A 13,311-nucleotide genomic window follows, 5' to 3' on the forward strand; every position below is an offset into this window, starting at 1 on the left:
CAATGATATTTCGGCCATGTACCTCCCCGGGCGCCGATCTTTCCGTTATATTTAGAATCGTCAATTGCATTACAAAAATCCATAAAAAATATGAGAAACTGGCTTTTTACCCTCATTCTGATCGGCGTTGCGTTGACGGCAGAGGCACAGTCGCCGCGCGACAAAGATGAGATCCTCGGCATTCTGAAACGGCAGGAGGCGGATTGGAACAAGGGAGATATTCAATCGTTCATGAACGGCTACTGGGAATCCGATTCGCTGATGTTCGTCGGAAAGGCGGGTATTACCTACGGCTACAAGCCCACTTATGAAGGTTATCTCAAGCGCTACCCCGACCGCGCGACGATGGGTACATTGAAATTTACCTTCCTCAACTTTTCATTCCCCGGCCGCGATGTGGCTTTTGTAGTGGGGAAATTTCATTTAACGCGGCCTGAAAAAGGCGACCTGGAAGGCCATTACACGCTTTTGTTCAAGAAAATCAAAGGGAAATGGCTGATCGTTTGCGATCACACAAGCGGGTAGCAAAAGAGCCGGACTGAGAAGCCCGGCTCTTTTGTTTGAGGTGTTTTGATATACTACACTTTTTTAAGTTTCAAGGTCACGTCAACGGCTGGTGATCCGGGCAGTGTTATGTCGTCGACGAAAATCTGCATATCGGATCCACTAATAGTATATTTAAAGGTTTTGGATCCATTGTTTTTATCTTTCAAAGTAAGGTTCCCATCTTTTACTTCCCATGTTGATCCAGAAATAGGAACATAAGCATTGATAAAAGTTACAGCATCCTCGCAGTCAGCGGTAGCCAAGGTATAGTCTGCCTTGAAAGTCAATTTTAAGCTGTAAATACACTTGATAAGCACCGCAGGGTCAATAGGCAACGTAGAACCAGTAGCTGGCGCAACGGCAGTAAGTTGCCACGTCGCTACAATCGGATCGTTGTTTGCGGGTGGTGTCGGTTCATCGTCATCATCTTTACAAGCAAAAACGACCGAAAGGATCATGAACATGGCTAGCAAGGAGGCTTTGCTGAGGGCGTAGGTTTTTTTCATAGTTGAGAACTTAAAAGTTAAAATCAATAGAGTTGATTCGCGTTAGTTTTAACGCTCAAACTTAGTGAAAAATGCCTTTTGCCGGGAAGTTTTATGACTTAGCGGAAAATTTTGGGGGTTGTTCGGAAGAAAGAAACAGATTGATCAGGTCTGCGGCCGCTTCATCGGGTAACTTTTCTCCGCTTCGCACTGCCTGGTCCGCCGAGGTAATGTGTTTTTTTACCAATTCATTTTCATAAAACCGGTCTTCCAACGACTGCCGGATTTGCTCGCGGAGCCAGTCCACGCGCTGAAACTGCCTGTTATGCTCAAAAAAGCCGCTTTCAGAAGTTTGTGTATGGTAATCTGAAATCAGTTTCCAAATGATTTCCATACCGGTTCCTTCCAATGCCGAACACGCCACTATCTGAACGGGCACTTTGGAAGCGGTTTCTGGAAAGAGGTGTAATGCCTGCCGGTATTCCGTAACGGCTTTCGCAACAGCCTGCTCGTTACCATGATCGGCCTTGTTGACGGCTACGGCGTCCACCATCTCCATAATGCCTTTTTTAATGCCCTGCAACTCGTCGCCCGCGCCTGCGAGCACGAGCAGCAGGAAGAAGTCGGTCACACCTTTCACCAGGGTTTCCGACTGGCCAACACCTACGGTTTCGACCAAGATAATATCGTAGCCCGCCGCCTCACAGAGCAGGATCGCTTCACGCGTATGCCGCGCGACGCCTCCGAGCGTCGCGTTCGCAGGCGTGGGGCGAATGTACGCGTGTGGGTCACGCGCGAGTTTTTCCATCCGAGTTTTATCCCCCAATATGCTCCCGCCCGACTGCTTGCTGCTCGGGTCGACTGCCAGCACGGCCACCCGTTTGCCCAGCGAAGTAAGGTAGCTGCCAAATGCCTCGATGAATGTGCTTTTCCCTACGCCGGGTACCCCGGTAATACCAATGCGGATGGATTTCCCAGTATGCGGCAGGACATTTTGGAGGATTTGAGAGGCTAATAAACGGTCTTCGGGCAGGCTGCTTTCGATGATCGTGATCGAGCGGCTGAGCGTGGTGCGGTCGCCCGAGAAGATGCCTTTGGTATATGTTTCAACTGACAGTCGCTGGCGCATTGGAATGAAAATTTGACGTCGGCAGACAAACGGCGTTGTCCGTCGCTAAAATGAAACTTTTTCACTTAAAACAGGTGAAAAGGTGTATATTGCTCGTTTACAACCCAATATTTCTAATTTTTAACCATTATAATGAAAATTTCAATATTTCGTCTGGGCGTCATTGCGATGAGCAGTCTGGGCTTCTTCAACAACACTATCGCACAGGAGGCGGAGAAGGTGAAATATGATGCTCATGTCCTTTTTCACCCGCTTTTCAACTTCCAGCCGGGCAATGAATACCGGACGGGAAGCGGCGCCCCCGGCCCCAAATACTGGCAGAACCGCGCCGATTACAAAATCAACGTGGCGCTTGAAGAGGAGAAAGGTACCGTGAGCGGGGAAGTGGAGCTTACCTATAAAAATAACAGTCCTGAAAATCTGGAATTCCTCTGGCTGCAACTCGATCAGAATGCATTTGGCAGCCATTCGAGAGGTGCACAAACGACGCCGGTTAGCGGCGGCCGTTTCGGCAATATGGGATTTGATGGCGGTGATTCCATTAAATCCGTAACAATACAGCAAGGCAAGGGCGCATTTGTGGATGCCGAGTACAAAATTACCGACACCCGCATGCAAATCCGCCTCAAAACGCCGGTGAAAGGAAATGGCGACGTGATCAGGATCAAGCTCGCCTATTCATTTAAAATCCCTGAGTATGGCTCCGACCGCATGGGAACGCTGGAAACGAAGAATGGTATCGTGTACGAAATGGCGCAATGGTACCCACGGGTCGCGGTTTTTGACGATATCGAAGGCTGGAACCTGTTGCCTTACCTGGGCGCCGGAGAGTTTTACCTCGAATATGGTGACTTTGAATATAACGTGACTGTTCCCTGGGACCACATCGTAGTAGGATCGGGAGAATTGCTCAACCCGAACGAAGTACTGACGGCCGAGCAGCGTAAAAGACTCGCTGACGCCGCCAAAAGCGACCAGACCGTTGTAATCCGCAGCGCAGAAGAAGTTACCAACCCGAACACAAGACCCAAACAGTCGGGTACCCTGACCTGGCGCTTCCGTTGCGTGCAGGCGCGCGACATTGCGTGGGCTACTTCCAAGGCATTTGTGTGGGATGCAGCGCGTATGAACCTGCCGAAAGGCAAAACGGCTTTGGCGCAGTCGGTATACCCGGCTGAGGACGGCGGACTGGATGGCTGGGGCCGTTCGACCGAGTACGTGAAGGGCTGTATCGAATTCTATTCCAATTATGTGCATGAATATACCTACCCGGTTGCGACCAACGTGGCCGGTATCGTGGGCGGTATGGAATATCCGGGAATTGTGTTTTGCAGCAGCAAAAGCCGCAAAGAGGACCTTTGGGGCGTAACCGACCACGAGTTCGGCCACAACTGGTTCCCGATGATCGTGGGTAATAACGAGCGCAAATATGCGTGGATGGACGAAGGGTTCAACACATTTATCAACTTCCTGTCAGGCGATAACTTCAACAATGGCGAGTACAAAACAAACCAGATGAACGATATGCACCGCCTGGCGCCGATGATCTTCCGCCCGAAAGCGGATCCGATCATGACCATTCCGGATGTAGTTCAAGCTGTGAATCTGGGTTGGGAAGCGTATTACAAACCGGCATTAGGCCTGAAAATGCTTCGTGAGCAGATCCTCGGCAAGGAGCGCTTCGACTATGCATTCAAGATTTACGTACAGCGCTGGGCATTCAAGCATCCCACACCTTACGATTTCTTCCGTACTATCGAAGACGCGGCAGGGGAAGACCTGGGCTGGTTCTGGAAGGGCTGGTTCTTCGAGAACTATAAACTCGACCAATCGGTGAGGGAAGTAGCTTATGTGGAGCAAAACCCGCAGAAAGGCTCTTACATCACGATCGAAAACCTCGATCAGCTGGCAATGCCGGTGAAAGTGGATATCGAAGAAGTAAGCGGCAAAAAAACTCGCGTTGAATTGCCTGTTGAAATCTGGCAGCGTGGCGGTGCCTGGACGTTCAAAGCGGCTACGCAAGGGCCGATCCGTTCGGTAACGATCGATCCTGATCATAACCTTCCAGATATCAATCCTGAAAATAATGTCTGGAAACCGGCTTCCTACAATGCCGAACCGGATGTGAACTAAGCATTCCCGGATATAGAAAAAGCCTTCCAATCATAGCGATTGGAAGGCTTTTTATGTTTCAAGCAGGGAGTACTACACGGTCAGCAGCATGGCGCCGTACGAATAGCCGCCGCCAAATACCGTAATCACGATATTTTCACCTTTTTTAAATTTATTCTTGTTCTCGGAAAGCGCGATCGCGCAACCGGCGCAACCTGTGTTGCCGAGGTACTGAATGTTCGAAATCAGTTTTTCGGCGGGGATGCCCAGCGTATTGATCACGTTAAGGCTAATGCGGTGGTTGGCCTGGTGGGGAATCAGGTAGTCGAGATCGTTGATCGTCAGGCCGCATTCCTGCAACACCTGCTGGCTCACTTTGGGCATGTATACGCAGGCATTCTGGAACACATCGCGCCCGAAAGGCATCACCACACCCCGGTCGTTGGGCCGGAGTACTACCGCCTCGATGGCTTTTCCGCTGGTGGCCGCACCGCCGGTGATGAGCTTTTTGATCTGCATATCGCCTTCCGTCTGCCGCTCTTTGGAAATCAGCAATGCAGAAGCACCATCGCCCCACAAATGCCCGGAAACGGTGTCCATTTCATTGTAATAGGCTGTGTTATGGTCGGAAACGACCACCAATGCCTTCGAAGCCTTACCCATGGCAAAGTACCCTTCGACGATCTCGATGGCGTTGAGCAACGACGAGCAGGCGGATGAAATACTTACGACCGGAATGTCGGGGATTTGAAGCTGGTGCTGTACCGCGTGAGCCAATGTGACGATCGTGTCGTAAGGCGTATAAGTCGCTCCTACGATCAGATCTATCTCGTTTTTACTGTATGGGATATTTTCGAGCAATGTTTCGACCGCCTTCATGGCCATGGTCGATGTGTTTTCGTCTGCTGATGCTTTACGTCTTTCTGAGATTCCCGTTCTTTCCGTTATCCACTCGTTAGATAGGTTGTTGAGATTTGTAAAATATTCATTACCAATAACTTCGCTTGGCAAATAATGACTAACCGTATTAATATACATGATTGAGAAGTTGACTTCGCAAGCTACAATTCTTTTCGATTCCGAAAGTTAAATATTTCGTAGAAATCGTAGCACTCCATATTTGAACAATTCAATAATAAATTTATAAAATTATAATGCCTGCATTTGTGAATTAGATAGTTAGGAGCTAAAAATGTCGTTATAAAATGACAAAAGTTTGGCTTCTTCCGAGGCCCAGTTGTAATGTGCCTCCGCAGCTTTTCTGCCGTTCCTGCCCATTTGTTGCCTGAGGGGACTGTCGATAATGCAGCATTCCAATGCTTGGCGCAGCATTTGGGCATTGTAAGGGGAAATACAGAATCCGCATTTTGAACCTTCCACGATCTGCCGGTAAGCCAGGAAATCGGACGTAATAACTGGCAATTGCAATGCCATGTATTCAAACAGTTTTGTCGGGAACGACTCCGGGTAATCGGCCACGGGTTTCAGCAGTGCAATGCCGGCTGCCGATCGCCGCGCATACCGTAGCGCCACTTTCTGATCGGTATAACCATGGAAGGTGATATTGTTCCTTACCTCGGGGTAGCCGGCTATCGCTTCGAGCTCCGCTTTGTCCACCCGCACGGGGCCGAAAAGGTGTAAATGGCAGTCAGGATGACTGCTTTTCAAGAGCGCCAAGGCATGGACCATCGTATCGAGGCAGCGCTCCATGGACACAACGCCCAGGTAAAAAATCTCGGGCCCATGCGCAGGCGCCCCTTTGTGCGCGTGCGAGTCCATTACAGGCAGCGATACATAATTATGGATCACAGCGAATGGCTTTGCCAGGTTGCGGTATTCTTCCAGATAGGCATCGTCCGTAAAGACGCAATGGAAGTTCTGGCGAGCCAGTTTGTCGAAAAAACGGAACAGCCTTTTGAAAACCGGACTGTTGTTGTACCGTTTGATCGCAAACTTCTTGAACAGGTTTTCCTGTACCTCATACACCACTTTGGCTCCTGCCCATTGAAAAAGCAATGCTATGGGAATCAGCTCCGGCACAAAAATGTGGACGATATCCGGCCTTAGCCGTAAGCATTTGAACAACGCAACAGGGTGTGCAAACAGGATTCTCGGCAACAACCATCTGAATTTCGGCAGTTCGATCAAATGCTGCTTATCTCTCAAGCCGTTTCGAAGATCAGGTAGCGCACAAAATACCTCGTAATAACCTTGGAGCGAGGGCGCGATCTTGTACATAATGCGCGAGTCTGTCGACGGGTGAACTGTACTGAGAAGCAGCACGCGTTTCATGCGCGGGTTACGATTGCAACGCCTGACGAGGTTCCGATCCGTTCGGCACCGGCTTCGATCATGGCAATGGCTTGTTCATAAGTCTTGATACCCCCTGAAGCCTTGATCTTCACCTCAGCAGGTAAAATCGACCGCATTTTACGGACCGTTTCTACATCCGCACCACCGGGACCAAAGCCTGTCGATGTTTTGACAAAATCGGCATTTGCCTCCGCGCAGATTTCGCAAGCCGTATACAGGTCGAATGAATCGAGGGCGGCGGTTTCGATAATTACTTTCAGCAATGCATTCTGCGCATGCGCCAAGTCGGCGAGTTGCTTCAATTCCTCACGAATGCTCAGATAAGCCATCGATTTGAATTGCGACAAATTTATCACCACATCCAGTTCCGTAACCCCGTTTTGCAATGCTTCACTAGCCTCGGCAATCTTGGTCGCAGTGGTAGAATAACCCATCGGAAAGCCCACTACCGTCGCAATTTCAATTTTTACAGGACAAAATTCCAGCATTTCGACGACATATGGCACGTAAACAGGCGCCACACATACCGCTTTGAACTGGTGTATCCAGGCTTCTTCACAAAGCTTGCGGATATTAGTTTCGCTGGCCGTGGCCGAGAGCAGCGTGTGATCGATATAGGAAGAGAGATTATCCATAAAAAGGAAAAACCCCACCGGAAAGGCAGGGTTGCACATGATATCGGTTGCTTTTTAAGCTTTGCTTTTTTCTTTTTTGGCAGCCTTTTTCGCAGGTGCTTCTTTCACTTCTTCTTGCGCAGAAACTTCTGCTACCGGTTCTGCTACTTCCGCTTCGCCTTCGGTTGCAACAAACGCTTCGGGGATGTATTTCGAAAGCAGGTTGTACCAGGAAATGACCTTCTTGATGTCCGATACATACACTTTCGAGCGGTCGAACTCAGGAAGTACCTCAGCAAGGAACTCGATGAGCTCTTTATCTGATGAAGCTTTGACTGACAATGTAACCTCTTCGCCGTGAATCTCACGGATTTTCAGGAACACGTCCGACAGGGCAACAGATTCTTCTGCACCGTCTGTAAAGATCGAAACGTCTTTCAAAACGGATACGCGCGCAGTTGGACCGATGAGCGTTTTTTCACGTTTCTCGTCCAGGCTTTCTACGATTACGCCCGCACGGCTTGGTTTCAGAATGCGGAACAACCCTGGCTTGCCGGATACATTGGCTACTTCTTTCAACAAATCCATTCCTGTTGACTCTACTTTTTCACTCATCCTTTCTTACTATGGTTATATCTTGATGTTAATGTTGGATGCGGCAATTGAATTTTTGCGCAAAATAACGGAAAGATTGCCCGGGAAACAACCTATATCCTATTTTGTCTTCACAAACGACTGATTATAAGTTTCTATTGTCGCCAGTATGGGCTCTCGGCCCTCATTTTTCTCTGCCGAAGTCACATACATTTCAGGCACTTCTTCCCACATTTCGCTCATTTTACGTTTATAGGCTTCTACCTGGGCGGCTACCTGGCCGGGTTTGAGCTTGTCGGCTTTGGTGAATATGATTTCAAACGGAATGCCGGCTTCGCCCAATGCGGCCATAAATTCGAGATCGACGGCCATGGCACTATGGCGGACGTCCACCAGTACGAAGGTGCAAATGAGGTTTTCTCGGTAATACAGATAATCGTGGATCATTTTTTCCCACTTGTCGCGTTCCACTTTACTCACTTTGGCATAACCATACCCGGGCAAATCGACCAGATACCAGGCGTTGTCGATGATAAAATGGTTGATCATCTGCGTTTTTCCCGGTTGCTGCGAGGTTTTGGCCAATGCTTTTTTGCCTGTCAGCATGTTGATAAGCGACGATTTACCCACATTGGAACGTCCGATAAATGCATATTCGGGAAGGACGGGCTCCGGGCACTTCTGGTAATCGGAGTTGCTCATCACATACTTGGCTTCCTGAACTTTCATGGTATTCTGGTGTTAATGAAGTTGCGAAGTTACCCTTTTTGAGCTTCTTATCCGCAAAAGATGCCGGATAGGCTCGCAGTCCATAATTGTGTAAAATAAAACAAAGGCGTATTTTCGTTATGGTATACGCAAATCAAAAATCTTATTATTCAAATGAAAAATCTTAAAAATCTCGGTTTCGCGATCATGGCGCTGATGCTGGCCATGTCGGTGGCAGTGGCCGGGGAAGGAGATAAAAAGGCAGCAAAAAGTGCCGACAAGGGAATCCAGTTTACGGAAGGTAAATGGTCGGAAATTCTTAAACAGGCCAAAAAAGAGAACAAACTGATCTTCCTGGACGCGTACACTACGTGGTGCGGCCCGTGTAAAATGCTGCAAAAGAACGTTTTCACACGCGACGACGTAGCAGCAACTTTCAATGGAAACTTCATCAACGTGAAGATCGATATGGAGGCTGGCGAAGGTCCTTCACTGGCAAAAAGATACCCGATCGAAGGTTACCCGACGTTGTTCTTCATCAATGGAAAGGGTAAGGTGGTGAAACAGCTACTGGGCTATCAGCAACCTCAGGATTTGATCAAAGTTGCCAAATCCGTGCAAAAAGGACCTGCTATTTAAATTATTAGTATAAAAAGAAACCCCCGTAGAAATGGCTCTGCGGGGGTTTTATTTTTTGCATAAATCTTATTCGTAATAGTTGGGGACGCGGTGGCCGCTGCTTTCCAGCAAACGGTCCTTGCGGAACAACTCAACGTCCGCAGCAACCATGTCGTTTACGAGCGCTTTCAGGTCGTATTTCGGTTTCCAGCCCAGCTTTTCCATTGACTTCGTAGGATCGCCGATCAGCAGTTCTACTTCGGTAGGGCGGAAATAACGCGGGTCAACAGCCACGACTTCCTTACCGATTTCGATCTGGAATTCAGGATTATTGCATTTGACTACTTTCGCGATTTCGTCCACGCCTGCACCGGAGAATTCAACCTCAATGCCCACTTCTGCAAATGCCATTCTCACAAACTCGCGGATACGGGTGGTAACGCCGGTTGCGATCACGAAGTCCTCAGGGGTTTCCTGTTGGAGGATGAGCCACATGGCTTCTACGAAGTCTTTCGCATGGCCCCAGTCACGCTGTGCGTCGAGGTTACCGAGGTATACTTTATCCTGTAAGCCCAATGCGATACGTGCCACCGCGCGGGTGATTTTACGGGTCACGAAAGTTTCGCCGCGTAATGGCGACTCGTGGTTGAAGAGGATACCGTTCACTGCGAACATATTATATGCTTCGCGGTAGTTGACAGTGATCCAGTAGCCGTACAGCTTCGCAACCGCGTAAGGCGAGCGCGGGTAGAATGGCGTGCGCTCCGACTGCGGTACTTCCTGCACCAATCCGTACAATTCGGAAGTCGAAGCCTGGTAAATTTTAGTTTTTTGGGTTAACCCCAGCAAACGGACCGCTTCGAGAATGCGGAGCGTTCCGATACCGTCTACGTTGGCGGTGTATTCAGGTTCTTCGAAACTCACCTGAACGTGCGACATCGCACCCAGGTTGTATATTTCATCCGGTTGAACTTCCTGGATGATGCGGATAATATTCGTGGAATCGCTCAGGTCGCCGTAATGAAGGTGAAAGCGCACGTTTTTCTCGTGCGGGTCTTCGTAAATATGGTCGATCCGCTGGGTATTGAACAACGAACTGCGGCGTTTGATACCATGCACTTCATATCCCTTGCTCAAAAGGAGCTCGGCCAAATAGGAGCCATCCTGGCCGGTGATCCCTGTAATTAGCGCTTTCTTCATTCTGTTGGTAGTATGTATATGTGGATAAAGTTATCCGGTTAATAAGTAATTACATTAATTGTGGTCGGAAGCCGGGTTGACCATCAGGCTCCGCTTGATATCTACCCTGTCGGCGAGGATCACGGCGGAAGCATATTGTTCACGGATCAGATCAAGGTAATGCTCTGCGTCGCTCCGGTACATAAAATCGCCCACCTTCACGCGGTAGGTCGGCTGGGTGTACGAAACGTAAGGGTTCAAATCCGGAAAGGCCTGGTAAATGTAGGACTTCGCACCATCCGCTTCCTGCCGCACATTTCCTACGTAAATCTGGATCCGGTAACCATTGATGTAGCGGATCGCCTTGTTCTGCTTCGTCAGCGTGTCCAGCACCGACTCCAGTTTCTTGTTGACATACAGCGGCTTGTCTACATCAGCCTTCGGCACATTGTTGCTTTTAGCGGGTGTTGCCGGTTCCGTTCGGGTTACGACAGCGGGTTCTACATATTCATAGCGTGGCCGGACCGCGGAAAGATCTTCCCTATATTCGGAACCGGAGCTCACAACCGATGTTTTAGCACAACCCGAAATCAGAATGATACCAAGATGCAGAGCCCATAAAAATTTCTTTTTTAGCGTCATATCCTGAACCATTGTAACTGAGCCCACAAACTTAATCAAAATTGGATGAATCACCATACCACTTAATTTTGAATGTAATACCTAACTTTACCCGGTTTATCCCCGATTTCAATGCTAGTACAATCCAACGTTTCGCTTCGTCATCTCAATACATTCGGGCTCGATGCCGATGCCAGGTATTTTGTAAATGTGTCCTCCGTCGATGAATTAACGGCCGTTTTACGTGATCCTGTGTGGAAGGAAATTCCGAAATTCATCCTGGGTGGAGGAAGTAACATTTTGCTTACACAGGATATCGATGCGCTCGTGATCCGTCCGGGTATCAAGGGCATTACAGTTCTTGAACAAACTGAGGAAACGGTCGTGCTCGAAGTGGGCGCAGGCGAGGTTTGGCACGATTTCGTCATGCATTGCGTGGATAATGGCTATGGCGGTGTGGAAAACCTTTCGCTCATTCCCGGGACCGTTGGTGCGGCGCCTATGCAAAACATCGGCGCGTACGGGGTGGAGATCAAAAGTGTAATCGAATCGGTGGAAGCGGTGGATATTGAAAGTGGTGAAAAACGTATTTTCAGCAACGCAGAATGCGAATTCGGCTATCGTGAAAGTATTTTCAAGAAAGCATTGAAACATCAATATGTGATCACCGGTGCAACTTTCAGGCTCAGTAAGAAGCCTGTTTTGAACGTGGCTTATGGCGATGTGCAAAAAACATTGCAGGAAATGGGCGCTGAAAACCCGACGATCCGTGATATCAGCGAGGCGATTATGCAAATCCGCCGCAGCAAGCTGCCCGATCCGGCGGAGATTGGAAATGCGGGGAGTTTCTTCAAAAATCCAGAGATACCGGTTACTCAGTTCGCACAATTACGGGAAACCTTTCCGGAAGTTCCCGGTTATCCGGTAGATGCCGAAACGGTGAAGGTACCCGCTGGCTGGCTGATCGAACGGGCTGGTTGGAAGGGTTATCGGGAGGGTGAGATCGGTGTCCATGCGCGCCAGGCACTTGTATTGGTCAATTATGGCGGCGGTACCGGGGCGCAGATCAAGGCATTAGCAGAAAAAATTCAAGCGTCGGTGGCCGAGCGGTTCGGCATCCGGCTCAACGCGGAAGTCAATTTTATATAGTATCCTATGCATCGCAAAAAGTTATATACCTCATTTGCCCTGCTCGCATTATTTATCCTCGTTTTTTTCCTGAAAGACCGGTTTACCGTTGACCTTTACCAGGACGAACACCATTACCTGCCTACGGCGGTATTGTTCAGTACTGAGCCGATCCCCTCACTACACCTGCTTCAAACTTACAATGAGCTGAACACCCCGATCCCGTTCATCCTGGGCGGATGGGTATTGCGCGTTTTCGGAGAAGACATCCAGAACCTCCGCCTGCTCACGGCTTTTACGAGTTTTGCATTGCTGATGCTTTTTGTGTGGTACAGCCCCGGGCGCACGAAGCGTTTCTGGCTTTGCCTGGGCGGACTGCTGATTTTTCCGAATTATTACCTGGTAAGTGTCTACTACTACACCGACATTTTCGCGATGGTGTTCACGCTCGGTGGGGTGATCGCCTATTTGCGCAAATGGCATTGGGTGGGATTCCTGTCGTTGGCCGCGGCGGTTTGCTGCCGCCAATATATGCTGGCTTTTCCTGCGGCGATCCTTGCTTATGAGGTGTTTAAGAATGTAAAATGGAGTACTAATCCGGTGATTCTGGTAAAAAGCGTATTTGCCGATCCTGCCTGGATCTGGTATGCGCTGGCGGTGCTGGCGATCGTTCCGTGGGTGGTGATCTGGCATGGGCCCGCGCCCGCGTCGGTGATGGCCGATCAACATTATGACTCGGATAAGCTGGTAAACTACAATTTTGGTTACTTGATGTACGCCTCGGTGGTGGTAGCGGTGTACTACACTCTTCCGGAAACATTGGTAACACGCCGCTTTTCGCATTTTTTGGAATATCCACGAAAGCATCCGGTGATGTTCGCCGGTTTTCTGGTAGTAATTGCCGCGATTGTTGCCTTTTTCCCTGCCAAGCAGGCTTATAATCCCTATTTTACCTGGCCGTATTTAGGGTATGTAGATGAATTATTGATGAAAATTGGCATTAGCGGATTGCTGAAACAGCTGGTTTTCGGGGTGCTCATGCTGGTTACGCTGGTCCGTTTTGTATCTCCCCGGTTTAATCTCGCTACCTGGGTTTTCCTGTTGAATATCCTCTTGCTGGGCAAGGCTCAACTGTCCTGGGACAAATATTCCCTGCCGATGATCATGGTTTTGTGGTTCCTGGCGATGTACGACGAGCATTGGCTTCCTTCCGAAATCCGCACTGGCAACGAACCGGAGGCATTAAATATGAAATATTAAAGAT

14 protein-coding genes are annotated in these 13,311 nt (G+C 49.1%); 5 read left to right on the forward strand and 9 right to left on the reverse strand.

The features are described from left to right. Nucleotides 1-90: 90 nt before the first annotated feature. Complete coding sequence (locus tag AC2YIT_RS22000; RefSeq protein WP_487280613.1) at nt 91-525, forward strand: YybH family protein; 435 nt, start codon at nt 91-93, stop codon at nt 523-525. A 53-nt stretch (nt 526-578) separates the two neighbouring features. Here AC2YIT_RS22000 and AC2YIT_RS22005 read toward each other — a convergent pair whose 3' ends face one another. Together AC2YIT_RS22005 and meaB are read right to left on the reverse strand one after the other, a co-directional pair. Continuing rightward, nucleotides 579-1,052, reverse strand: a complete 474-nt coding sequence (locus tag AC2YIT_RS22005) for a lipocalin-like domain-containing protein (RefSeq protein ID WP_487280614.1) — start codon at nt 1,050-1,052, stop codon at nt 579-581. A gap of 91 nt (nt 1,053-1,143) precedes the next feature. Further along, on the reverse strand, nt 1,144-2,160 hold the full coding sequence (gene meaB / locus AC2YIT_RS22010) for a methylmalonyl Co-A mutase-associated GTPase MeaB (RefSeq protein WP_487280615.1): 1,017 nt from the start codon (nt 2,158-2,160) through the stop codon (nt 1,144-1,146). Nucleotides 2,161-2,292: 132 nt separating this feature from the next. Here meaB and AC2YIT_RS22015 point away from each other — a divergent pair, with 132 nt between their 5' ends. Then, the gene (locus tag AC2YIT_RS22015; protein ID WP_487280616.1) at nt 2,293-4,293 is read left to right on the forward strand and encodes a M1 family metallopeptidase; all 2,001 of its coding nucleotides are present in this window, start codon (nt 2,293-2,295) and stop codon (nt 4,291-4,293) included. A gap of 72 nt (nt 4,294-4,365) precedes the next feature. On the opposite strand, the gene AC2YIT_RS22020 is transcribed toward AC2YIT_RS22015, so the two are convergent. The 5 genes from AC2YIT_RS22020 to yihA form a co-directional block, all read right to left on the reverse strand. Next, a complete protein-coding gene (locus AC2YIT_RS22020; RefSeq protein ID WP_487280617.1) occupies nt 4,366-5,310 on the reverse strand; it encodes a 3-oxoacyl-ACP synthase III family protein in 945 nt (314 codons plus the stop codon). A gap of 141 nt (nt 5,311-5,451) precedes the next feature. Further along, the gene (locus AC2YIT_RS22025) at nt 5,452-6,564 is read right to left on the reverse strand and encodes a glycosyltransferase (protein WP_487280618.1); all 1,113 of its coding nucleotides are present in this window, start codon (nt 6,562-6,564) and stop codon (nt 5,452-5,454) included. Continuing rightward, a complete protein-coding gene (gene deoC, locus AC2YIT_RS22030; protein ID WP_487280725.1) occupies nt 6,561-7,220 on the reverse strand; it encodes a deoxyribose-phosphate aldolase in 660 nt (219 codons plus the stop codon). The genes AC2YIT_RS22025 and deoC overlap by 4 nt, the downstream gene beginning before the upstream one ends. A 54-nt stretch (nt 7,221-7,274) precedes the next feature. Continuing rightward, the gene (locus tag AC2YIT_RS22035) at nt 7,275-7,814 is read right to left on the reverse strand and encodes a DUF5606 family protein (RefSeq protein WP_487280619.1); all 540 of its coding nucleotides are present in this window, start codon (nt 7,812-7,814) and stop codon (nt 7,275-7,277) included. A 99-nt stretch (nt 7,815-7,913) separates the two neighbouring features. Next, complete coding sequence (gene yihA, locus AC2YIT_RS22040) at nt 7,914-8,522, reverse strand: ribosome biogenesis GTP-binding protein YihA/YsxC (RefSeq protein ID WP_430850831.1); 609 nt, start codon at nt 8,520-8,522, stop codon at nt 7,914-7,916. 153 nt (nt 8,523-8,675) lie between these two features. On the opposite strand from yihA, the gene AC2YIT_RS22045 reads away from it, so the two are divergent. After that, the gene (locus tag AC2YIT_RS22045) at nt 8,676-9,140 is read left to right on the forward strand and encodes a thioredoxin family protein (protein ID WP_430850833.1); all 465 of its coding nucleotides are present in this window, start codon (nt 8,676-8,678) and stop codon (nt 9,138-9,140) included. A gap of 66 nt (nt 9,141-9,206) precedes the next feature. Here the strand turns inward: AC2YIT_RS22045 and gmd are convergent, their stop codons facing one another. Then, nucleotides 9,207-10,319, reverse strand: a complete 1,113-nt coding sequence (gene gmd, locus AC2YIT_RS22050; protein ID WP_430850835.1) for a GDP-mannose 4,6-dehydratase — start codon at nt 10,317-10,319, stop codon at nt 9,207-9,209. A gap of 54 nt (nt 10,320-10,373) precedes the next feature. Continuing rightward, complete coding sequence (locus tag AC2YIT_RS22055; protein WP_487280620.1) at nt 10,374-10,862, reverse strand: SPOR domain-containing protein; 489 nt, start codon at nt 10,860-10,862, stop codon at nt 10,374-10,376. 189 nt (nt 10,863-11,051) lie between these two features. On the opposite strand from AC2YIT_RS22055, the gene murB reads away from it, so the two are divergent. Then, complete coding sequence (murB, locus tag AC2YIT_RS22060) at nt 11,052-12,068, forward strand: UDP-N-acetylmuramate dehydrogenase (RefSeq protein WP_487280621.1); 1,017 nt, start codon at nt 11,052-11,054, stop codon at nt 12,066-12,068. A gap of 6 nt (nt 12,069-12,074) precedes the next feature. Further along, complete coding sequence (locus AC2YIT_RS22065; RefSeq protein ID WP_487280622.1) at nt 12,075-13,307, forward strand: hypothetical protein; 1,233 nt, start codon at nt 12,075-12,077, stop codon at nt 13,305-13,307. The last annotated feature ends 4 nt before the right edge of the window (nt 13,308-13,311 follow it).

Source organism: Dyadobacter sp. SRI_021 (genome assembly GCF_057586235.1).

Bases quoted from the DNA above. Each gene is read 5' to 3' on its own strand.
- AC2YIT_RS22045 (WP_430850833.1), top strand. From the start codon at position 8,676: ATGAAAAATCTTAAAAATCTCGGTTTCGCGATCATGGCGCTGATGCTG.
- murB (WP_487280621.1), top strand. From the start codon at position 11,052: ATGCTAGTACAATCCAACGTTTCGCTTCGTCATCTCAATACATTCGGG.
- meaB (WP_487280615.1), bottom strand. From the start codon at position 2,160: ATGCGCCAGCGACTGTCAGTTGAAACATATACCAAAGGCATCTTCTCG.
- AC2YIT_RS22025 (WP_487280618.1), bottom strand. From the start codon at position 6,564: ATGAAACGCGTGCTGCTTCTCAGTACAGTTCACCCGTCGACAGACTCG.
- AC2YIT_RS22000 (WP_487280613.1), top strand. From the start codon at position 91: ATGAGAAACTGGCTTTTTACCCTCATTCTGATCGGCGTTGCGTTGACG.
- AC2YIT_RS22015 (WP_487280616.1), top strand. From the start codon at position 2,293: ATGAAAATTTCAATATTTCGTCTGGGCGTCATTGCGATGAGCAGTCTG.
- gmd (WP_430850835.1), bottom strand. From the start codon at position 10,319: ATGAAGAAAGCGCTAATTACAGGGATCACCGGCCAGGATGGCTCCTAT.
- AC2YIT_RS22065 (WP_487280622.1), top strand. From the start codon at position 12,075: ATGCATCGCAAAAAGTTATATACCTCATTTGCCCTGCTCGCATTATTT.
- AC2YIT_RS22020 (WP_487280617.1), bottom strand. From the start codon at position 5,310: ATGTATATTAATACGGTTAGTCATTATTTGCCAAGCGAAGTTATTGGT.
- yihA (WP_430850831.1), bottom strand. From the start codon at position 8,522: ATGAAAGTTCAGGAAGCCAAGTATGTGATGAGCAACTCCGATTACCAG.
- AC2YIT_RS22005 (WP_487280614.1), bottom strand. From the start codon at position 1,052: ATGAAAAAAACCTACGCCCTCAGCAAAGCCTCCTTGCTAGCCATGTTC.
- deoC (WP_487280725.1), bottom strand. From the start codon at position 7,220: ATGGATAATCTCTCTTCCTATATCGATCACACGCTGCTCTCGGCCACG.
- AC2YIT_RS22035 (WP_487280619.1), bottom strand. From the start codon at position 7,814: ATGAGTGAAAAAGTAGAGTCAACAGGAATGGATTTGTTGAAAGAAGTA.